The sequence below is a fragment of the Pseudoalteromonas sp. SWXJZ94C genome (assembly GCF_015864385.1).
Lineage (GTDB): Bacteria > Pseudomonadota > Gammaproteobacteria > Enterobacterales > Alteromonadaceae > Pseudoalteromonas.
Genome location: NZ_JADYXF010000038.1, coordinates 1 through 22,660 on the forward strand (window position 1 = coordinate 1; position 22,660 = coordinate 22,660).

17 protein-coding genes are annotated in these 22,660 nt (G+C 37.8%); all 17 read right to left on the minus strand.

All coding sequences use genetic code 11. The features are described 5' to 3' along the window. Positions 1-111 precede the first annotated feature (111 nt). The 17 genes from I6F65_RS15715 to tssA all read right to left on the minus strand — a co-directional run bounded on the left by I6F65_RS15715 (position 112) and on the right by tssA (position 22,609). Positions 112-960 carry an immunity 49 family protein gene (locus I6F65_RS15715; protein ID WP_197113779.1) on the minus strand — a complete coding sequence of 283 codons (849 nt, stop codon included), beginning with the start codon at positions 958-960 and terminating at the stop codon, positions 112-114. Further along, on the minus strand, positions 941-5,917 hold the full coding sequence (locus I6F65_RS15720) for an RHS repeat-associated core domain-containing protein (protein ID WP_197113782.1): 4,977 nt from the start codon (positions 5,915-5,917) through the stop codon (positions 941-943). Before I6F65_RS15720 ends, I6F65_RS15715 begins: the two co-directional genes overlap by 20 nt. After that, positions 5,917-6,768: a hypothetical protein gene (locus tag I6F65_RS15725; protein WP_197113785.1), complete on the minus strand. Its 852-nt coding sequence runs from the start codon at positions 6,766-6,768 to the stop codon at positions 5,917-5,919. The genes I6F65_RS15720 and I6F65_RS15725 overlap by 1 nt, the downstream gene beginning before the upstream one ends. Beyond that, complete coding sequence (locus I6F65_RS15730) at positions 6,765-7,793, minus strand: hypothetical protein (protein ID WP_197113788.1); 1,029 nt, start codon at positions 7,791-7,793, stop codon at positions 6,765-6,767. Before I6F65_RS15730 ends, I6F65_RS15725 begins: the two co-directional genes overlap by 4 nt. A gap of 2 nt (positions 7,794-7,795) precedes the next feature. Then, the gene (locus I6F65_RS15735) at positions 7,796-8,086 is read right to left on the minus strand and encodes a PAAR domain-containing protein (protein WP_197113790.1); all 291 of its coding nucleotides are present in this window, start codon (positions 8,084-8,086) and stop codon (positions 7,796-7,798) included. 36 nt (positions 8,087-8,122) lie between these two features. Further along, positions 8,123-8,479, minus strand: a complete 357-nt coding sequence (locus I6F65_RS15740) for a hypothetical protein (protein ID WP_197113792.1) — start codon at positions 8,477-8,479, stop codon at positions 8,123-8,125. A 7-nt stretch (positions 8,480-8,486) separates the two neighbouring features. After that, positions 8,487-10,340, minus strand: coding sequence for a type VI secretion system tip protein TssI/VgrG (gene tssI / locus I6F65_RS15745; protein WP_166112844.1), 1,854 nt, complete (start codon positions 10,338-10,340; stop codon positions 8,487-8,489). Between the two features lie 73 nt (positions 10,341-10,413). Then, positions 10,414-10,893 carry a type VI secretion system tube protein Hcp gene (locus tag I6F65_RS15750; RefSeq protein WP_166112847.1) on the minus strand — a complete coding sequence of 160 codons (480 nt, stop codon included), beginning with the start codon at positions 10,891-10,893 and terminating at the stop codon, positions 10,414-10,416. Between the two features lie 293 nt (positions 10,894-11,186). Then, a complete protein-coding gene (gene tssH, locus I6F65_RS15755) occupies positions 11,187-13,790 on the minus strand; it encodes a type VI secretion system ATPase TssH (RefSeq protein ID WP_197113794.1) in 2,604 nt (867 codons plus the stop codon). Between the two features lie 23 nt (positions 13,791-13,813). Continuing rightward, a complete protein-coding gene (tssG, locus tag I6F65_RS15760) occupies positions 13,814-14,803 on the minus strand; it encodes a type VI secretion system baseplate subunit TssG (protein ID WP_166112853.1) in 990 nt (329 codons plus the stop codon). Continuing rightward, a complete protein-coding gene (gene tssF, locus I6F65_RS15765; RefSeq protein WP_166112856.1) occupies positions 14,800-16,626 on the minus strand; it encodes a type VI secretion system baseplate subunit TssF in 1,827 nt (608 codons plus the stop codon). Before tssF ends, tssG begins: the two co-directional genes overlap by 4 nt. Continuing rightward, entirely contained in the window at positions 16,623-17,108 is a 486-nt protein-coding gene (tssE, locus tag I6F65_RS15770; RefSeq protein ID WP_166112859.1) for a type VI secretion system baseplate subunit TssE, read from the minus strand. The genes tssF and tssE overlap by 4 nt, the downstream gene beginning before the upstream one ends. A gap of 15 nt (positions 17,109-17,123) precedes the next feature. After that, positions 17,124-17,897, minus strand: coding sequence for a type VI secretion system accessory protein TagJ (locus I6F65_RS15775; protein WP_166112862.1), 774 nt, complete (start codon positions 17,895-17,897; stop codon positions 17,124-17,126). Positions 17,898-17,899: 2 nt separating this feature from the next. After that, the gene (gene tssC, locus I6F65_RS15780) at positions 17,900-19,426 is read right to left on the minus strand and encodes a type VI secretion system contractile sheath large subunit (RefSeq protein ID WP_166112865.1); all 1,527 of its coding nucleotides are present in this window, start codon (positions 19,424-19,426) and stop codon (positions 17,900-17,902) included. 36 nt (positions 19,427-19,462) lie between these two features. Continuing rightward, on the minus strand, positions 19,463-20,953 hold the full coding sequence (gene tssC, locus I6F65_RS15785) for a type VI secretion system contractile sheath large subunit (protein WP_166112868.1): 1,491 nt from the start codon (positions 20,951-20,953) through the stop codon (positions 19,463-19,465). Continuing rightward, on the minus strand, positions 20,950-21,465 hold the full coding sequence (gene tssB, locus I6F65_RS15790; protein ID WP_166112871.1) for a type VI secretion system contractile sheath small subunit: 516 nt from the start codon (positions 21,463-21,465) through the stop codon (positions 20,950-20,952). The genes tssC (I6F65_RS15785) and tssB overlap by 4 nt, the downstream gene beginning before the upstream one ends. A 16-nt stretch (positions 21,466-21,481) precedes the next feature. Next, positions 21,482-22,609 (minus strand): type VI secretion system protein TssA, encoded by a 1,128-nt coding sequence (gene tssA, locus I6F65_RS15795; protein WP_197113800.1) that lies wholly within the window; start codon positions 22,607-22,609, stop codon positions 21,482-21,484. Positions 22,610-22,660: the final 51 nt, after the last annotated feature.

Consider the following 22,660-nt stretch of genomic DNA (forward strand, 5'->3'; position numbering starts at 1 on the left):
TGTTATTTTCTTTGTTTTTTCTAAATTCAACATAATGAAAGTAGATGTATGAAGTCAAGATTTGACCCCATTGGCTCTACATTAGTAAGTAAAAAATAACGTTACGATTATTTATAAATAATCGCCATCAATATAAAATTGCGGAATAAAGTCTGATTGCACGTTTATTTCTTTACCAAGGTCTTTTGCCATACATGCTAAACCAAGCAAATTAATTGGCATGTAAAAATCAGGTTGTTGGTACTCATGGTCACAATGACGCTCATGGTATTTCCAATTTTCGGTTAGCGCACTTGCTAATGCCTCACTTGGAGTTGCTTCTGACTTTGTGGTAAACGAGATAATAAAATCTGATTTTGCGCCAGTACCGTATGCAACCCACGGCTCTTTTTTACCGCCTTCAATCACTTCATCCATCAACTTAGTAAGGATTTCTATACCTTTTGGTCCTGATTCTCGACGATGAATACACTGTATTAACTCAGTTAATAAATACTCTGCTTCAGGATTTTTAGATGAACATTTTCGCATTAATGACACAGGAAACTTTACCAAGCTGTCCATTGAATCATGGTCACGAACGATCGCCGCAGCAAAGTAGGCCTCTTGCCAACGCATCGCATGTAATCGCCCATTTTCTAATAGACCCAAACCATCATAAGTAGCGTCTAATATGTCGTCAATCACGATACGCTGCTCTTTTTCAGGCTCCCGACCTAGCCTAAAAATAGCCTCACCCGCTTTTGCGACTATTTTTAATGCTTTTATGGATTTTTGCTTGTTTTCTTCGGTTAAATCATACGACCACCACTGGCAAATTGTGGTTGCATCTCCCATTAAGTAAATTAAATTTTCTTTTTTGATTGGTAAATCTTCAATCACTTCATTATACGCTTCTTCAAAACGTTCAATATTTCTTTTTATACTTATAGGTTTATACTCACGCTCTATGTTTATCATTAGACTCACCTTCTTTACTGGTTTTTATTCTGTTATCAAATTGCTGCATAGTGGTTGAATCGTTTTTAATACTTGAGTCAGGGTTCAACTTAGTGCTTGCATGCCAATACTGAAGATTACTTCCATCTTCAGTTTCGTTATTCTTTGCTCTTCGTAGTTTTTTCCCAACTTCACGTTGTTTAAATACGTTGGCTATTTTTCTCTCTTCGGGATCGTCTATTGGCTCGTTATTTTGTAATTTTTCCCATACTGCATCTTCTTGCTCTTCTGTGGTGCCCTTTGGCATGTTTTTCTTAGCCATCTGCTCAATAGTGCTGTCTCTGTATTCTATCGTGCCTTGTTGGTCAACAACCCCAGGAGCGCCTTTTTTATAACCTAATTCAGCTGAACCACCTTTGGCCTCAATTATAATTAAGTTTCCATCATCGTCTTCAAAAACTAAATCAAAATCGCCCGGTTGTGAGCCAGCTGCTAGTAGATCTTCTAGGCTATCCCCAGGGTAAATTAGTTTTGCATTATTAAACTTAGCACTGTTAGTAACAGCGTAAAAAGCAGCAACTTCACCTATTTTGGCTGATTGTGAGTTAACGCCATCTTCACCACTGTTTATTTTATTCCATTCATCTTTATCTTTTACCTTGTCATACTTCTCACGTTCCTCGATACATTCAACACGCTTAGCCCGATGCTCTTTTAACTTTTCTTCTGTCTCGTCATCATGTGGGAACTCGAATTCTTCACCACTGTAATCCCTCGAATTAACTTCTACATCAAGGTTGATGACTAGCGAATTTGAGTCGGTTTCATCTCCACGACCATTTTTCCAACCTGCAATAACATCAGCTATAGGCATAGTAAGTGTTTGAACTATATCTTTTCGGCTCCATGTTATTTCATTGGTATTAACGTTTACACTGGCTTCGTTAAAATGTCGACTTGGTGAGTAACTTTTTTTATCAGTTGGGTTGTGAGCTCTAACTTTAAGGGTTGCCGAGTTAAGGTCGTTATCATCACCTTTTAGTAAATTAAATAGCTCTGCTTGCTCACTCTCTGATAAGCCATGCTCTTCTGCGGCCAGTATTTCTTTTAACTTTCTTTGCCCTTCCTCGCACAACAACCCAAATGGGTCTACCCAGTTAACCGGATTTGGCGCATATTGGTAATGGTTTATGCCGCCCACTAAACCAACAGGGTCTTGGTTTATAAAGCGTTGTTGTTTAGGGCTATAATAGCGATGGCGGTTATAATGTAAGCCGCTTTCCTCGTCTAAATACTGCCCTTGAAAACGAATTGGCTGAGTAAAGGTATTATTTACAGTAGATTCAGCGTCTAGTTTTGACTCTTCATAACCATATGCATCGGCTTGGTTTTCCCACACGACTTGTGCGCTGCTGTTGGTAACAAAACGCGGCGTGTTAAGCTGGTCTAAGTGGTAGTAATACACCTCACCTTTTTTGATAAGCGCTAATGGATGAAATTGATTTGGTAAGTTGATATACCACGTATATTGCCCGTTGTGGCATTCGCCGATTAATTGGTTAACATCCCAAATGTAGTCAATTTTACCGTGCTCGGTGTGCTTGGCTATACGTCGGCCTAATGGGTCGTAATCGTATTGGGTGAGCGTGCCGTTATTATTAAAACAGCTTAATTGGTTAAATGCATTGTATTCACGAAGGGTTTTTATGCCTTTGCCAGTTTCGCGAATTTGGTTACCCAATTCGTCGTAATCAAAGTCGCTATCGCCAAATTGCGTTAAACGGTCGGCGTCGGTGGCGCTGTTTTTAATAGTATTGTGTGCATTAAAGCTATTTGTTTCAATGTCAGCTTTATTACTATTTGGCGCTAAATCGCTGTATTCGTTATGCGTGGCGCGCGTTAAATCAACAGAAGGTCTTGCATCAATATCGTTGTTATTTGCAGCTTCACTTGCTGTGCTGTGAGGTGCTGTGCTGTGCTCACTGCTTACTGCATTACTCGCTTTTGTATCGCTAGTCCCTTCGATTGCGCTTGATTGCACAGTTTGAGTTTGAGGGTTACCAAAGCTATCCCACTTATATTGCGTGGTTGTATCAGCACTTGAGTCTGCCAGCGTTTGTTGTATTAGCTGCCCAAGGCTGTTGTATTCAAAGTTAATGTTGTGGCTGGTTACGCCTTCGTCTTTACGTGCTACAAGCTGGTTTACGCTGTCGTACTTGTACGTACAGGTATCAAACAGAGCTTGAGCAGGGTGCGTTAGTTGTTGCTGCGTTAGGCGGCTAAAGGCATCAAACTGTTGAGTAAGCGTAACATTATTACCAAACTGCTGCGTTTTAATATTGCCTTGGCTGTCGTAGTTTAAAGTTACGAGCTGCTTTGCTGCGCTAACGGACTCATTCGCTTTGCTGTTACCTTGGAGTAAGTTAATACCGCTTAGCTGACCAAATTTATTGTAGCTGTATTTAAGCATGGTTGAATCTGGCAGGGTGAGTGTATGCCTTCTGCCGTATTTGTCGTAGCTGTAGTTAAGTGTATACGCTTGTTGTTGGTTATGTATTTGCTCAGCACTTAATAACCTACCGCCTTTATCAAACCCTTGCTTTAATGTTGATTGGCCGTTGTGCGCACGGGCAATTTTGCCCTGTAACGTATAGCTGTAGTAATTGCTATTATTTACTATGTGAGTGTCGGTTGCAAGGCTTGCATGCTGCGCAATAACACGACCGAGTTTGTCTCGTTCTATTTTAACTTTACGCTTATTGCTTTGTGTTACCGATACTAAACGACTACAGGCATCGTATTTATAATGCTCTACGTTGCCGTCAAAGCCCGTTATTTGGGTTGGGTTTTCGTTAGCATCATAACTTATGCGGTATACATGTCCGTCACTGCGCTCAATGGCGGTTAAATTACGCTCTTTGTCGTAGGTTAAATGCAGCGCACTGCCATCGGGCTGCACAATACAATGAGGTTGGCTTAGCCCTTCAAAGTGTTGCTCTGTGGTGTCGCCTTTGCTGTCTTGCACGCTAATGAGCCTGCCCGCATTATCGTATTTGTAATTATGGTATTGCTTATTTTCAGGATCTTTTTGGTCAAAAGCGATGTTTTTAATTAACTGACCGTGCTCGTTGTACTTGTACTGTACAAGCAGTCCGGCCTGATTTAGCGTGGCGTTTACGCGCCCTAGAGTATCGTAACTGTAGCGAATAAGCTCATTGTTATAATGTTTTGCTAATAGCTCACCTTGCTCGTTCCATACAAATTTTGTAACGTTACCGCTTTCATTTACATGTTGAGTAAGCTGACCTAGTTTATCGTAAGCATAAAGTGCCGTGCGGTTATCGCCAAATGTTTCGCTTTGTAGTAAACCCGATACGCTGTATTTACGCGTAATAGTTTGCCCATCAGGCAATATAGTTAAAACACGCTGCCCTAAACTATTATATGCATACTTAGTAAGAGTACCATCAGGTCGAGTTACCGACTCTAACCGCCCAAGCGCTGTATAACTAAAACGTAATGTACTGTTATCTGGTCTTATCTCAGATAGCTTTTGCCCTTGTGCGTTGTAGGTATATTGCCATACGTTGCCGTTAGGATCGGTGTGCTTAACTAGCTTACCTTGTGCGTTGTGCACAAAGTGCTCTTTGTGCCCGCGTGAATCTATGCAGGTTGTTTCACCGCACTCGGTATTATATTCAAACTGGTAAGTGTAGGTGTTGTTATCGCCCCACTGCTTTATACACTTTGCATTAGCCGAGTAGCTATCCCACTCAAAATGATGGCTAAAGCCGCTTGCGCGGGTACGCTTAATTAATAAGTTAGCGGCGTTATAGGCGTAGTGTTCAGTCTCGTTTTGCTGATTAGTTGCTTGAACAAGGTTTTTGTTTTCGTCGTATTTATAACTTGCCAGCACCGGGTATATTAGGTGTTGTTTATTATTTTTATCAGTGTGGTACGCCGCAATTTTACTTAATAAGCCCTGGGTGTTGTAGCTTATAATACAGCCACGCACTTTGTTAAGCTCTACGCGGTTAAGGCGCTCTTTTGCATCGTAATAAAAACGAAAGCTTTGCCCTTTTTCGTTAATTATTTTTTCAAGTAGCCATGCACTATTACCAGGCTTAAACGTAAGGTGTTGATCGTCTGGCGTTATAAGTACCTGTTTACCATTTGTTTGGTAATGCAGTGTAAGGTTACTACTTAATTGATGACTAGATTGCCCTGGCTTTACCTTTGCAAAGCGGTGTTTAGCTCCGTGCTCATCTTGGTATTCTAACCAGTAGGTGCCTTTTTGTTTTGGCCCTACCTTTGGCGGTGGTAGGTAATGCTCTGTTAGGCGCACCATAAAGTCGTGGCGCCAACCATTGCCCATAATACTGTTGTTGTCTGCATGCGATGAGCGATATAAACGACGCCATTTTAACTGCCTACTGCCGGCTAACGTAAAGTCAAATAGAGGGAGGATTTCTTCACCCGAGAGCATTGAAACCGGATCTGATCGACATTCTTGATTTTCTATAGACTCTTCGCTTGGGGTTGCGTCGGTTGCACTGCCACCGTTATTAGCCGTTGCTTGTGTTGCTTTTTTACCTGATGCGGAGTCTGTTTTTTTGTTATTTTGCGTTTCGTCTCTATCTGTGTTTTTAGTTAGCTGGCTGGTTTGAAGAGACGGTTTTTCATTTTCGTGGTAACAGCTTAAAGTGCCGGCAACTAAGCCTTTAATTATTGCATCGGCAGTCTCTCGCGAACTTGCATTTTGAGGGCAAAGAATGCCAACACTGTTTAATAAATTTATTATTTCAAGGCGAGCAGAAACATCAGCCGATAACGTAGAGCCAATTTCTGTAATTTGTTTGTCGGCTCTTTCATACGTATCTACTGATACTTGAGTATAACCAGAGGGAGCTTTGTCTTCGCCTGCAATTAAGCAAATAGAATAACTTTGTCCTTTTATAACAACTGTAAAACTTTGCATTAGTTGTGTACTTCCTCACTTATCCATAAGTATTCTGATGCGCTTTGATGTTTTAATTGCTCTTGTGAGATCATTAGCGCATGTTCGCAATGATTGACAATAGCGGGGCTTGTGGTTAATTGGTATAAATTGACTAGCCCTTCAAGTGCGCCAATGTTGCCTAGTTTATAATTAGGTAACTCATAATGTGTGTGCTCGTTTATTAAAGGGCTGAGCAACTGTAAACTATTTAGCCATACATCACTGTTGTGATTAATGCCATTTCCTGGCGCAAAAATAATGTCTACAGGCTTTTTAGTTTGTTCTACTAATCGTAAAAACATGCCATCTAATTGATTGTGCTTTTCAAAATCGATTGAAGGCGCAAGCTCAAAACTTGTTTGCGACCATCCATAACTCTTTACCTGTAACGTAGCAAGTAACCCACCTACGCCTTGATAACCGTATTGCGTTTGTGCGTTTGCTTTGTAGGTTGCATCAATGGCAATTACCGTTACTTTTTCCCATTCATTTTTTTTAGCTAAATCAATTAATGCATGAGCACTGCTTGAGCCATAAAATAATAAATGTGTTGCCTGTTGTGGATATAGCTGCTTTAAACTGCTTTGTAGTAATTGCTTTAACTCATCTTGATACGAAAGAGCGGGCAATAACCACACTAAAGGTGATTTTGTGTCATCTACTTTAGCCATTAATTCTTTTGATTTTACTATGCAGTCGTATATGCATACATCCCACGACTTCCACTCAACATGTGTTAAAGCCGGTAATGGGTCACCATATAAAAACTCGTCTACGTTATTTGCGCTAGGTGTCGAAAAATAATCTACTTGCACATCAAAAGCACTCATATCAATGCCTCTGTGTTTGCTTTTTTAGCCGCAATATACTGATAGTATTTGTATAAGTTAAACACGGCTTGGCTATAGCTATCCATTGCGGTCATTTGTATTGCGTTAAGCTGCTCGTTTAATGCGTAGCCTGCCATTAACCTTAACGACGATAGCTTGGCTTCTTGTTTAGGCCAGTTAAGCTGTAACTGCTGCTGAAAATCGGTATAACCTTGCTCATCTTCATTCCACGCTTGTATTTGCGTTTCGTAGTTAACAAGTAAATCTAATTTATCGCCAAGTATGCGCTTAATTAACGCTATTATTTTTTTTGGTTGCTCTACTTTATGAAGCGCAGTATTGGCTAGTGGCACTAGCTTTACAAAACCACTTTGTAGTAGCACTTGCAGCGTATGGTCGATTGATAATGTATTACTTGCATGGTTACTTACCGTGTTAACTTGTTCAGAACTAAGTGATAGTAAAAAAAGTGACATTAACGGTGAATTAACAAGCCCATTTTCGCACAGGTTATTAAACACATTTATTAAATTTGATGGAGTTGAGTCTGTTGCAACCACTAAAATATGTTTAATTAGTGCAAGCACTTCATCTGAATAATCAGTTTGATTTGTGTAGGCAAAAAATAAGGTATTTATATCAATTAAAGCAATAAGATTATAGCTATGCTGCTGTAGCAGTACTTTGCTTATTATTAGTTTGGCAACTTGCTGCAATTGGGGTTCGTTTAATATGTTATTAATAAATGTGATGTTTATATTTTGAGGTAAATTAGCCATTACCTCTATACATGCTTGTGCAATTACATCAGGGGTATTTTCGTTTTGTTGAAACGTAATAAGTAAATTTAGATCTGGAGCTGTAAATGTTTGGTTTAGTTTATTATTTTTAGCATTTAACCAGCATTGCTCTAATAATCTTTTTTTTAGCGTTTTTAAATGGCCTACAGAAGTAAACGGGCATAGTTGAGCGTCACTAATAGTCAGTAATTGAGCTTGGTAATTACTTACATACAAAGAGAGCAAAGTTAGCCGCCTATTAATACGGTTGGATTGCCAATAACAATTACTCCACCATGGGAGCTGCTGTCACCCATTCTTGCTGCTGGCTTACCATTAATTTTAACAGAACCTGAGCCGGTTTTAATGCTATCTGGCGGGCCTATGCATACCATCATGTCGCCTTTGCGAGCAGCTGGCATATTGCCTATTAAAACATTTGTTGAACCCAAAACAATAGGTCCTCCCACATGAGGAACCGTGCCTGTAAATTTAGGACAAATGTGCATGTGACCAAGTGTAGCAGCGGGCTTACCCATATAGACTCCTTGTCTAACTTATATTTTACAAACAAACTATTCGTAAAGAGGAATAACTAATAGTTTGTTGTGCGCAACTAAAAACGACAGTTCTTCAATTAATTCATCTTTTGTGTAGTCAGATAATGCGACCGGGCTTTGCATTGCATATTGATACAACCCCGACACGGCATCTTCGCTATTTAAAGATTTATGCAAATATACAAAAAACTGCTGAGCATAATAACCTTCCATTGCCTTTAAATGGCTTAATGAAGGGTTTAGCAATGGATCGTCAGGCTTATTTATAGGTAAACATATTAAATGTGGTAAACCGTAACGACAATATACAACGTGACCGTTGTTAGATATGCCGTTTCGTAAACCTGATTGAAAGCTGTTTATTATTTCCATAATTTTACTAATTTAACTTAATTAGACCAGCAGTTAATGTTATGGCACTGCCATCAACTTTAACATTACTGCCTCTAATATCTATATTAGTGCCTTCGATAACGATATTACCGTTACTGGTCATTTTAATTTGTGCTGAGCCAGTTTTAATAACAATTTCATCGCCCGCTTCTATATTTAACGTTTTTCCGACATTTAAAGTATCGTTTTTCTCTATTTCAGATAAACGATTACCCGTCACTTTTAAAGTATCGTCATTACCAATTTCGACATTACGATCGTTGTCTACTTTTTCATTTTGATCGTTTTTAACATACAGCTGTTTATCTTTTTCGGCTTGCATGTAAACAAGTTCACTGCCTTTTTTATCTTCAAAACGCAGTTCGTTAAAGTTGTCGGCTCCACCCTCTTTTGTAGAGCGTGTTTTAATACCACTTTGGGTTTTTTCGGCTGGCAATGCGTATGGAGGCATTAAGTCGGCGTTATATATTGCGCCACTTATAATTGGCTGATCTGGATCGCCGTTTATAAAGTCAACAAGCACTTCTTGACCTACGCGAGGGAAGAAAAACGCGCCCCACTTTTTACCTGCCCAGTTTTGAGCAACACGTATCCAACACGAACTTGTAGAGTCTCTTTGTCCGTCACGATCCCAATCAAAGTGCACTTTAACGCGACCAAATTGGTCAATCATTATTTCGTCGGCACTGTCGCCCGTTACTATTGCTGTTTGAACACCATTTATTACAGGCTTTTTCTTATTAATTTGTGCTCTGTATGGGATATCTTTTGGTACGCATTCAAAGTGGTTTGTATATACTTCATTTGCAGATGACTGCCTAGCACCTGATTGATTAGGTATAGTGATAGAAGTCATCATAGACGTAATAGCAAATGTTTTACCTATTAGCCTTGGGTCTTCATGTTTTTCAAAGCTAAATAATTTACCAACGGTAAAAGAGCGACAATCACTTTGACCGCTTGATAGCTTCATGTCTCTTTGTAGTGCTTCTAATTGCATAGAAGCTATTGCAGGTGCGCGAGGATGGCATTCGGCTTCACCTGTGTATTCAAATATTTCGGCTACCGATTGAGTTGGTAACTCTGGGTTTGCCTGCTCACCGTCTGGGTAGCGTGATGGTTGTTTAAAATCGTACCCTATACGTTTAAAGCTACCTGGCGCAATACTTAAACCACCTTGCCAGCGTGAAATATGCGATTTACTTAAATGACCTGTAGAGTAAACAACGTTTGCTTCACCACATTCTTCGTAGGCGGTTATATCATCAGCAAGGATAAGCGTGTGGTTACTGTTTGAATGTTCAAAAAAGTAAAAAATACCTTCGTGTTGCAATAAACGCTGAATAAAGTCGAAGTCTGACTCTTGGTATTGAACACAATATTCATACTTAGGATAAGTTTTGCTAGTTTTATCTGTAAAGGCAACATTATGCTGACCAAATAAATCGGCAAAAATTTCTTTAATTGTTTTCTTTTGAAATATACGACTGTTTTTACGATTACGCATAGAAGCAGCGTGAGGTACTATGGTTGCTTGGTAATCTATGTAATTTTTTTGCTCATCTACGTCGGCTGTGCGACTACCTTTAGAAACAAGATGACTTACTATACCGTGATAGTAACGCTCCCCTCCTCCATCGGCATTTTTAACTTTTACTGTAACCGGTTTACCGACTAAATCTTCATGTGCTATTTGCACTCCAATAGCATACATATTGGCAGACATTACAAATAAGTCTGACATTGCTTCTTGAGCAACAAAACGAGTTAAGTAAAGGGCATCTTTACCTGCAGGAGTACTAATTTGTATTACGTTTTTATCTTGCGTTGCCTTTTGCATTCCTTGCTTTTCCCGTCTTAAAGATCAAAAAAAGCTCTGAGCAAAGCTCAGAGCTATTAATAGGTAAAATATATTACATTTTTTTACCAGTAGCACCACTATAACCATAACGAAGTGTAGCTTGAGTCGAGTTTTTGTCATCTGTTGGAGTCACAGCCATTAACATTTCTGTATAGCTAATAGTGATCGTTTCAATTGGACGATCGCCTTGAACTGAAACAGAGTAGCTAGAAATCATCGCATCTGTAAGTGTGATGTTTACGATTTCTTCAATCACATCACCTTGCTTAGTGATTTGAAATACAGCTGGTTGACCTTTACCGATTGTTGCTTCTTCAAACAAATACGTAGATGCATTGTCCTGAAGTTTAGTAATAGTAAGGTCGCCAAGACGTGCAGAACTAGACTCACGGTCAAAAGCTGTACCAGTGTATGAACTGATTTCGCGACTTACGTTAAAATCAAGAGATAGTACTGTAATTGTTTTTTCAAAACCAGCTGCAGTAGTTTCACCTTCGATTTTACCGTATTTTAAATATGTATTTGCTTGCATTTGATAATGCTCCTTTTAATTAAACTTATGTTATCCATTTATATTGGATTATTTACTTTGGTTTCCCAAATTTCCTTTGAAATCATTATCTTTATAACAGCAATGAAAAGGCCTTCAGATTCCTTTCCCTAGATGAAGACAATGTCTCAAAAATTCCATGTAGTGACCTAAGACACCAAAATTATAATGCGCTAAAACTAAAGAAACAACCTTATTAGTCACTTATTTTAAATTAACTTCAATTAGTTATTAATTCAGTTTTAGTTCAGCTTTAACTAACGCTTTATTTTATTTTAATTAAGCGCTAGTTCAAATTCATTATCTTTAATAAACAAAGATATACTATTAATTTCATTACCATCTACCATGCTAGATAATAAAACTTCTGATAATAAAGGCAATACTTTGTTTTGTAATATTGTATGTATATTTCTTGCACCTGAGCCAGCATTTTGACAATTAGCAATAATATATTCAATTACATCATCTTTATAAATTAAATCAGCATTATAATGCTTTTTAACACGTTTAATTATTTTATCTATTTGAAGCCCTGCTATTTGTGTAAGCATATCATCGCTTAACGGAATATAAGGAATTACATTTATACGACCTAAAAAGGCTGGTTTAAAAGCACCTAATAAATCATCTTGTAATGCGTTTAATAAGCCTTTTATACTTGGCTTACTTTCTTCATCTTCAAATAGGCTCATTGTGGTATCTGTGCCCACATTTGAGGTCATAATAATGATGGTATTTTTAAAGTCGATGTCTCTACCTTCACCGTCTTTAATTGTGCCTTTGTCGAACACTTGATAAAAAATATCTTGAACACCTGGATGCGCTTTTTCCATTTCATCTAGAAGTACAACGCTGTATGGTTTTCTTCTTACGGCTTCGGTTAATATACCGCCTTCACCATAACCTACGTATCCTGGAGGAGAGCCAAGTAATAATGATACTTTATGCTCTTCTTTAAACTCAGACATATTAATAATAGTAACGTTTTCTTCGCTACCATACACTTCTTGTGCAAGTGACAAGGCTGTTTCTGTTTTACCTACACCGCTTGGACCAGCAAGCATAAATATACCATTTGGACGACTCTCATCTGCTAGTTGAGCTCGAGATGTTTGAACAACTTTAGCTATTAGGTCGAGTCCGTGATCTTGGCCTACTACTCTTTGCTTCATTTGTGTAGCTAGGTTTAAAATTCCATGAATTTCATCTTCATGCATTTTACCTACTGGTATGCCAGTCCAATCCGAAATAACCTGTGCTATAAGTTCTTCATCTACTTGCCAGTGCACCATATTATGCTCAAAAGAAGCTAATTTTTGTTTGCTCTCTTTTAGCTTTTCAAGCATGTCGCGAGAAGAATCGTCATCCTCTGAGTTTATTGACTCAAGCGCTTTATTAAGCTCGATAACAATTTCTTTTTCTACTTTAAATTGCTCATTTAACGGCAGTAGCTGCTCTTCAATATCTACAAGTTCTGCTTTTAAACCATTTAGCTGCTCAGAATGATCTAACCCAGTTTTTTGCTCACGGTTTAGCATTAAAACTTGTGTTTCTATTTCACTTAATCGATTTACAAGTTGCTCTATTGTATTAGGTGTAGAGGCTTGGCTCATTGCTACTCGAGCACAAGCTGTGTCTAGTAAAGCAACGGCTTTGTCTGGTAATTGCCTTGCCGTAATATAACGATGCGATAAATGCACTGCGCTTTCTAACGCTTGCTCAGAAATAAATACTTTATGATGGCGCTCCATTACAGGAACTAATCCACGTAACATTGCTACCGCTTTTTCAGGTGTTGGCTCTTCTACTTTAACAACTTGAAAACGACGAGTAAGTGCAGCGTCTTTTTCAAAGAATTTTTTATACTCAGCCCACGTTGTTGCTGCAATGGTACGTAACTCACCGCGCGCAAGCGCTGGCTTTAATAAATTAGCTGCATCGTTTTGACCCGCTGCGCCGCCACTACCAATCATGGTGTGTGCTTCATCAATAAAAAGAATAACAGGATTGATAGCATTTTTAACTTCGTTGATTAACGATTTTAAGCGGTTTTCAAACTCACCTTTCATACCCGCACCAGCTTGTAGTAAAGCTAAGTCAAGGCTGTGTATTTTTACGTTTTGTAATACAGCAGGTACATCTTTTTGCGCAATTCTAAGTGCCAAGCCTTCTACAACCGCTGTTTTACCAACACCTGCTTCGCCGGTTAATATTGGGTTGTTTTGGCGGCGTCTGGTTAAAATATCAACCATTTGACGAATTTCGAAATCACGTCCTAAAATCGGGTCAATCTTACCCTCAAGTGCCTGCGCCGTTAAATCAACCGTAAATTGATCTAAACTTGGGGTTTTAGAATTTAAGTTAGTTTGTGTAGCTGCACTTTGAACAGAGTGATTACGCTCTTCTGACTGAGCCACTATTTCAGGCCACGCATGTAAAAGCTGACCTGGGTCAATCTTATTAAAAAGCTTACTACAACGTGTTACTAAACTAGACAGTGTATCGTCTTTAGTTAGCGTATAAATAACGTAAGCACTGCGAATTTGGTTATCAGTAAATTCAATACTTGTACTTAACCATGACTGCTTTAATAAGCTAGTTACGTGCAGTGATAAGCTAGGTGATGACTCGCTACCTGTTTTAAATGACTCTAATGAATGATTTAAATCTTGTTGCACTTGGTCAATATTTATATCGAACGATCCGAATATTAATCTTACGTCGTCAAGTTTTTGTTCAATCATTGCAAGTAACCAATGTTCTAACTCAACAGTAAAATGACTTCGGCTATTACAAATAGCGACAGCAGCTTCTAAACTTTTTCTGCAATCAGGACTTAACTTTTCTACCAATTTATTCAATGTCATCGAAGACATACGATGTTCCTTTTAAAATTTAATTATCCTTTAAACGATAACTTTGTAGGGTTAGTTTTTAATTTATCTTTTTGCGCTACTAAAAAGCTACTACAACCTAATTGGTAATTATTTTTAGTGAGTTGTGTAGCATCTAACTTGTCAAAATTAGATTCTATTACTAGACGAAATTGTACTGCATTACCTAAATAATCTTTTACTATGCTATTCGCTAATTTAAATAAAGAGCCGTTAGGCAAGAGATCTTTCGCTTTATCGATATTTTTAGCCAATATGTTAATTTCAATTTGTGATGATATATCCCATATTCGTTTACCTACTACGGTATCTACACCTAAACGCGCATGACGCCCTTCATATAGTGTTTGGCTTGCAAGGCATGTTTGCTCTTGCTCTTTAAGTGGACGCCACTGACCTATCATTTGCTTAATGGTCACATCGCAGCTTAAATACGATGCTAAGATATTTTGTAAATCAGCAGCATTACGAATTTTACGACTGTATAGCCCTGAAAAAAACAACTGGTGTTCGTTACTTCCACCACTTAAAAGGCTTAGAATTTGAGTATAAGGGTCTTTATTTTTATCTTTGTTTACATGATTAAGTGATGGTTTATATTTTTTCCATGCACGGTAATACAGTGAAATTAAACGATGATTAAACATGTCGTAAAAATCACGCATTGTTGTGTCTTTAAAACGAAGTCGCTGCATAACTAGCTCGGTATAAAACTGCGGTAAAGCACCAGCACAACCCGTTAACCCCATAAAAGAAACTTGCATATTTACTCTATGCAGTCCGTCTTTGTAATCAATTTCTTCTAATTTAGTGATTGCATTACCAGGGTATCCTAGCTTTTGCGTTGCCGTAAATTTAACAAGCTCTAACTTAGGTGCGCTGTCGTATCCCACACAGCGATATTCGAGCCCATGCTTTTTAAGCTGATTTTCTATGATAAAAACAGCTTTGTAAAAGTCTATTTGTGAGCCATTGTTAATTAAATGTTTAATCATAAAAGAGGACTGTCACCGACTCGTGCTGGCCATTGATAATAAACTTGCTCTTGCTCTTTAAGTTTTAAGCTAACGCGTGTGTAACTATTAATAGCAGCAAATTGCGCAAAAAAGCGGTCTAAAATAGATGCAAAGAAAAACATGCCACTTCCAGAAAAGTCATCACTAGAAAATGTGATTTCTATGTCGCTGCCAGCTGCAAAACCTACACGCCCTTTTTGAACCACTCTTGCGGTAGAAGGTTCAATAATTACACGATAAATATTATCGATCATTCCTTTAGTTTGAGGCGATGCTCTAAAATCATATAAACGCAAAATTTCTTTAAGTTTGTTACAAGCATCATCGCCGCTAAAAGTATCTAGCGTTAAGTGATTGACCAATTGCCACCGTGTTGCATCACCTAAAACAGGTCTAACTGCGTGTGTAAAAGGAATTAAACAGCGGATTTTTTTTATTACATCGCCACGTTCGGGCATAAGTAAACCAAGCTCATCATCCCCAAACGGCATACTCGCAGGTAAATTTCTGTTACTGCAGTTAGCTCGGATGGTTAATACTGTATTACCACTACCGTACTCCATTGCACTATTTTCAAAGGAAGCATCTACAAGTGATAAAAATGTTTCTGTACCTGATTCTACATAGCCTCCAGCCCATAATGCAGTTTCGCGTCTAATGTGCCAAAACAAATCATTATGACCTTGGTATTTAGGATGCGTTTGCCCATAAAATGGCGATACTATTTGTTTATTACCTTTATGATCAAAAGCGATAACTTCCAATAAGCTTATTACTTCTGATATTTCTGAATCCATGTAACGCGGAGAAAGTTTGTACTCGTATTCACTTAATTCGGGGCGGATTGGCTCTAATTCTTGTTCAAATAAATTAATAATTGGAGTACAGCCAAGTAAGAACATGTTTTTGTCGACTTGTTTTTCAAGCTCTACTGATTCTGAATCTAAATAAAAATAAATACTGCATTTATTAGATTTTTTTGGAAGTGATGAACGTATTCCTTCCAAGTCAAAGAATCTAAATTTTTCAGGAAAAGTAAAGTTTTCAACTAATAATCTATATCCAGATGAAGATCGCTCGGAATAAGGCACAACGGCTTCATTAGTACCAAACCCGACAGCTTTAAGCTGACTTTTTGATAGGTATTTAACACCCTCGTCACCATTATCAAAAGCAACTCCAATACAATTTTTAAACAAAAGTTCGTATACTTTTAAAGTGTAATGCCATTGACCGTTAATGAATACTCTTAGTGTATCAAGCCCTGTTTCAGCAAGAGATACCCCTTTATATTCACCGGTTAAATCTAGCTTAAAAATTGATTTAGCTGTTTCAGGCCACTTAGGCTTTGGTGCTACAAAAGGAATGTTTTCGAATTGTGCATTCGTTATTTCTACAGGCCATAAATAAGTTTCGTAACAGGTTTGAAATTTACATGGTTTCATGTTTTCGACGTTAGTTTCAACTTCATTGCCACGAGGTATAACAATACCTGTGGTCGATAAGTTTTCAGCTTCAAGTTTTACTATAGACATAGAAGGAATTGGAGCTTGATAATCTGGCACCATTTGACCTAATAGGGCATCTGTTAACTCTGGAAAGCTGTCATCTAGCTTTTGTCTTATATTTGCGGTTAAAAAAGCGAATGATTCTACAAGTCTTGAAACATGTGGATCTTCTATATGATCCTCACTCAGCTTTAAACGCCCTGCAACTTTAGGGTACTTATCAGCAAAGTCTTTACCTAAGTGACGTACAAAGGCGAGTTCCCGATTGTAATATTTTAATAGCTCATCGTTCATAAGGAAGCCTCACTAATCTTCATACCCAAGTTTACTGGTTCAACCTCAGAATCAAAGCTTATAAATTCAGGTTCTGGATCAGCATACAAAAGTGCGTTTATACGTAAATTTAAAACCCGATCAAGAGGTACTTCATCATCTGTAAAGACCTCAACTTCAATAAATCGTGGTTCAAACTTCAAAATTGCATCTCTGACGGTTTCGCATAGGAGTGTACGCCCCTCATGAGAGCTAACATACATACTCGAAAAATCGGGCAAACCATATGATAAACACGAAGTTGACAACTCTTTATATTGCGTTGGCCAAGTATGCCATTGAATTCTTGCATTAAGCAGAGCTTCTATATCTCTTCGAACATTATTTCTAAGCTCACTAATAGAGATACCTTCATTTCGTGAAGGTGCATCTTGCAAGTCAGGCTCATCATCTATGAGCCTGTCTATTATTGATGCTTGAAGTTGCTGCTTATTTTCTATCATTTTTATTTCGTTTTATTAAGCTGTTTCTAAACAGTTTATATTTAAATTTGAAATAGTAATTGCTTCATCATTAACAAATAGCATTTTCATGCCTTTACCAATAGTTAGCTCATCACCAAGTTCTTCCCAGTCAGATACCTGACCAAGCTTTTCGATATCCGTAGTAGAGTTTGCATATACTAACGGTAAGTGAGCTGTGCCTGATGGACCATCTTTTATAATGATTTCAACTCTAAGCCAAATGTTTTCTAGGAAAGACTCTATAGGTTCAACTTTAAGCATTTCAATTTCATTAAAGTTAGCAAGGTAAAATTCACCATTAGTGCCAAGTACTTCTAAATATGGGCTCAAACTGTCATCTAAATCTCTTATATGCGAAGCATCATCAGATTGCTTTAATCGAAGCGCTTCTAGTTCTTGAGACTGTTTAGTTGCTAAGTCGATATTTTTCTCAAGTAAAGACATGTGCATTTGTAAAAATAGAGTATCAATTTCATTAGCTTCATGAAAAAGCTTCGGTATTGCCTTACCTTGATAAAAATCAAACCTAGCTTGCTGTGCTCGTATTAAATGGCGAAGATTTACAGCTCCCACAGCAAGTTCAGGTTTTTTTTGAACCATAAAATCAAGTTGCTTATCTGCTTTCTCAAGCTCTCCATTTATGCATAATAATTCTGAATAAATACTTCTTATATCAAAATTTAATGGCTCATCTTGAAGTTGCGTTGCACACCAAGCGAGTGCATCAGATAGTTTTCCTTCACGAACTAAATTATGTATATTTTTCATTATTATTCCTTTATTTTATGATGTGGACTAAGTTCTGTTACTAACTTAATACTTGATACCATTTGATCTAATTGAAAGTGTGGTTGTAACTGCAATACTGAAAAATAATGCCCAGGATTTGCTCTATTTTCACTGACCTTTATTCGAGCATTACTTAATGGATATTTCGTTCTTATACCCTCAGATGCAGAGTCTGTTGCTGATGTGTAGTTATTAATCCAAGATTGTAGATCTCTTTCGCATTCTCTAGGTGAAGCATATGAGCCGATACGATCACGCGCTAATAATTTTAAATAATGAGCAAATCGTGAAACACACAAAATATATTGCAGCATTGAAGACAGCCTTGCATTTATATTGGCAGAATTCGAATTATAATTTTTTGCTTTTTGTGCCGATGCGTTACTGTAAAAAACAATATGCTCTGTATTTATTACAGAAGATGCAGGTATAAAACCAAGTTCAGAAAACTGTTTTTCAAATTTACCGGTAACAATTAAATCTAAGGGTGGCTTTGCCTCTTTTTGATAGGTGTCCGTACTAAATTTATCTCGAGCAAGCCCCGTTACTAAACCTTTAGATACTTTACCTGGTTCAATCCCTCTAATGTTACCAAACCAGCCACTATTGCAATATGCTCTGACTAGAGTAGATACAAATTGAAATGAAGCATTACCCCATAACATATCTGTTTCAGGGTTGTGTATTTTTTCTTTAAAGTAAAAATCTTGGTGACGCTTTCCGTCGTTACAATAAGGAGGTCTTACTAGAACATGAGGGAGTGTTAAACCAATAAAACGTGCCTCTTCCATATCTCGGAAACTTCGCCATTTTACATACTCAGTTTGTTCAAAGTGATTAAAAAGATCGGAATAGTAACTTAAATCAGAAAAGCTATCAGCACCAAATAAGCTAGGAGAGGATGCACAAATAAATGGAGAGAATGCAGCAGCAGCCGTTCTTGCTATCTCTTTAAGTGTATCGATATCATTATATATTGCACCATTAGAAGGTGAGTTAGTTATTTCATAATCACCGATTACCACCCCAAATGGCTCTCCACCTGGGGTATCAAATTCATTTTGGTATAGCAAATGGAAAAAAGCACTTTGGTCAAAATCCATTGCTTTATTTACGTCTTTTGAAAGTGTATTCCAGCTACAATTTAATACTTTTATTTTTACTTTATTTTCTTTGTCGTATTGTTCATTTTGTAATACTAACCACCATAAATTTCTCCAGCGAGCTTCTAGCTTTTGAAAACATTTAGTGTGGATAATAGTATTTAATTGATTTGATATCTGTTGGTCTAACTCGATTATCACCCGTTGTAAATAAGGTAATAACGATTCTTTTTTCCAGGAAAGGGGTGAATCAGAAGAGCCTTCAAGCCAAAGTAATAATGCTTTATCGAGGTTTTTTTCGTTTAAAAAACGTTCTAACAAAGCATCGTTATCACTTATGCGAGACTGTGACTTTTGTTGAAAGTCAAAGTCTTGATTAATAAATGAAAACTCTTCGTGATTCATTCTACTGCATTATCCTTAACGCTAAAGATTGGTTAATTAACCAATCTCTGGGATTTTAGCTACTAGACGTAAAGAAGATGTTAATTCTTCCATTTGTAGCCAAGGTTTTAACCAAGCAATAGCATTGTAAGCACCTGGTTGACCTGGGATTTCTTTTACAGATACTTTAGCATCCGCTAATGGGTAACGCGCTCTGATATCTTGACCGCCCCCCTCTGCAGCATTAACGTAAGTTAATATCCAGCGGTTTAACCACACTTCAACGTCTTCAGCTTCCATAAAGCTACCAATTTTATCACGTGCCATTACTTTCAAGTAATGAGCAAAACGAGATGTAGCCATTAGGTAAGGTAAGCGAGCTGAGATAGCTGCATTGGCTGTTGCGTCAGGTGTTGAATATATAGCTGGTTTTTGACAGCTTTGCCCACCAAAGAAAACAGCGTAATCTGTGTTTTTATAATGACAAAGTGGTAAAAACCCTAACTTACTTAATTCAGCTTCACGACGATCCGTTATGCCAATTTCTGTTGGACATTTAATATCAGGATCACCGTCATCACTTGTAAATACATGCGTTGGAAGACCTTCAACTTTACCGCCGCCCTCAGCTCCACGAATTGCTGTACAGAAACCATATTGAGCAAAAGCTTTACCCATATTGGTCGCCATCGCATAAGCTGCGTTACTCCAACAGTAATCTTCGTTATCAGTACTTACAGCACGCCCTGCTTTTGGTTCAACTTCAAATTCTTCAAAATTAAACTCTTCTACAGGCTGAGAAGCAGCGCCATATGGCAGACGAGATAAGAAACGAGGCATTGTTAACGATACAAATCGTGAGTCATCACTATCTCTAAATGAACGCCATTTCGTATACTCTAATGATTCAAACACTTTTTCTAAGTCACGAGGCTTGGCTAATTCATCCCAATCATCAAAACCAAATAACGATGGCGATGACGCAGAGATAAATGGACAGAAACCAGCAGCAGCAACATTAGACATTAAGCTTAGCGCTTCAATATCTTCAGGATGGTTGGTAAACTCGTAGTCACCTACGATAGTGCCATATGGTTCTCCACCTGGCGTACCGAATTCTGATTCGTAAATCTTTTTAAATGTTTCGCTTTGATCAAATTCAACCGCTTTACTCAAGTCTTTATGAAGTTCTTTTTTCTTCATATTTAAAACTCGGATTTTAAGCGTTGCACTTGTTTCAGAGTTCATAACTAAATGGTGCAGACCACGCCACGAACCTTCTAGTTTTTGAAACTCGTCGCTGTGCATTACAGCACTAAGTTGTTTTGATATTTTTTGATCGATTAATTGAATTGCTTCATTAAACGTTACAGTCATGTTTTTATTCCACTGAACTGTGCCTTTTAATGCTTCTTCAGTGAGTGTTTTAATTAGCTCTTCTGCACGACTAGCTTCAGTTTGCTTAGTGGCACCAATAGCTTGCTCTAAAAGCGATGAACTAACCTCTGAGGTTGACTCTAATTCTGTACTTAATTGTTCAGTACTCATTTTTCAGTCTCCTCAATTTTTAGTTCTTTCGCAATCGAGTCTAGATTCGCTGTATTACTTAATACTTCTTCCAATACATTTTCTAGCTCTTCTGAGCGGTCAACTTTTGTCATTAAGTCACGCAATTTATTACGTGTTTCCATTAATTTTCTTAATGGTTCTACTTGGTTTACAACCGCTGCCGGTTCAAAATCTTCAATAGAGTTAAAGTTAAGATTAACAGAAAATTCAGATCCATCATCTGTTAACGTATTCTCTACTCTCCAGCTAAGAGATGGGCTCATACGTTTTAAAACATCATTAAAATTATCACGATCTATTTGAATAAATCGTCTTTCCTTTAATGGTTTTAATACTTCAGTATTGTCACCCGAAAAATCACCAAGTACACCAACAACAAATGGTAATTCTTTTTTTACCTCTGCGCCTTCTGTTTCAACATCATAAGTGATGTGAACGCGAGGCTTACGAACTCGTTTTAACTTATCATGGATACTATTATTGTTACTCATAGAGAACTCCCTTTACTTATGTTTCAGTTTCGCTGATTTTAATGCCAGACAACTTAAAGTACCCCGTTCTAGCATCACTATCTGTAATTAATTCGTTTAATAACTCTGGAAGTGATAGTTCACTCCATCTAATAACTTGCTCAATCGTGTATGACATTGGCGAATGAGGCTCTGTTTCTCTAAAATAAAGTGCGATTTCTTTCAGTTTATCTATTGCACCGTCTCTACTATTTATTTCATCGTTAGCAATAGCTGTTGGACTTGTTGCTGGTGCATCTTCACTTTCATTTTCTGTTTCAGCAGCTTGAGTATTTTTTAACTTTGCAGCAGCTTTCACTGCAGCCTTATTAGCTGCTTCAAACTTATCTGCTGCTACATGATTTATAGCCGCTAAGCCTGATTCTAAGGCTTGTTTAATATTAGAAGTTGGTTGCGGTGAGCCAGTAACTTCATCAAGTGCAATACTAAGTAAAGAAAATTGCTCTATCGTCTCTTCAATATCATTTTTTAAGTTTATAAAAAACTCAATGCTTGTTTCTGCCGCACTTTGCTCTACTTTTTCGTAGTCGACAGCACCTTGTGCTATTTTTTTACTACGTTTATCTTCACTCAAACGCGATATGTCGTAACCTTGTTGATACTCCCAAAAAGAAAAGCTATCTAAACTAACACTGTCTGTTAAATAAATAGATTTTATTGGGATTATTAACGTCCCTTCACCCGCAGCGCCATTTAAACCAACAATAGCTGATACTTTATCTGAGATTTCATCGTCGTCATCTAATGATGGATACAAGGAATCAAAGTGATTCTCTATCAAATAACGCGCTACGTTAAAGCCAAAAGCGAGACCTTTAAAGCCATAAATACGGCATAATGCTTCAATTAACCATGCTAAGTATTCAATATCTTTACTTTCGGTTTTAATCGCAGTGCTACACTGCTCAAGCAAAGGTAGCCAATCTCGCGCTAAAGATGATATACCTTCTTCGTCAACTAATGCATTTCGCTCGGCTGCGCGTAACTGGTTTCTGAGATCTTTTAAGGAATAATAAGTGGACGTAGGAGAGACATCAGCACGCGGATCAGTTCCAGCAAACTGTGACTCAGAGATAGGGGAAATATATTCTTCAAATACAAACATTCCGTCGTCCTAATAATTATCCGTAACGCCTCATGAATTCAGGCGTTTTTC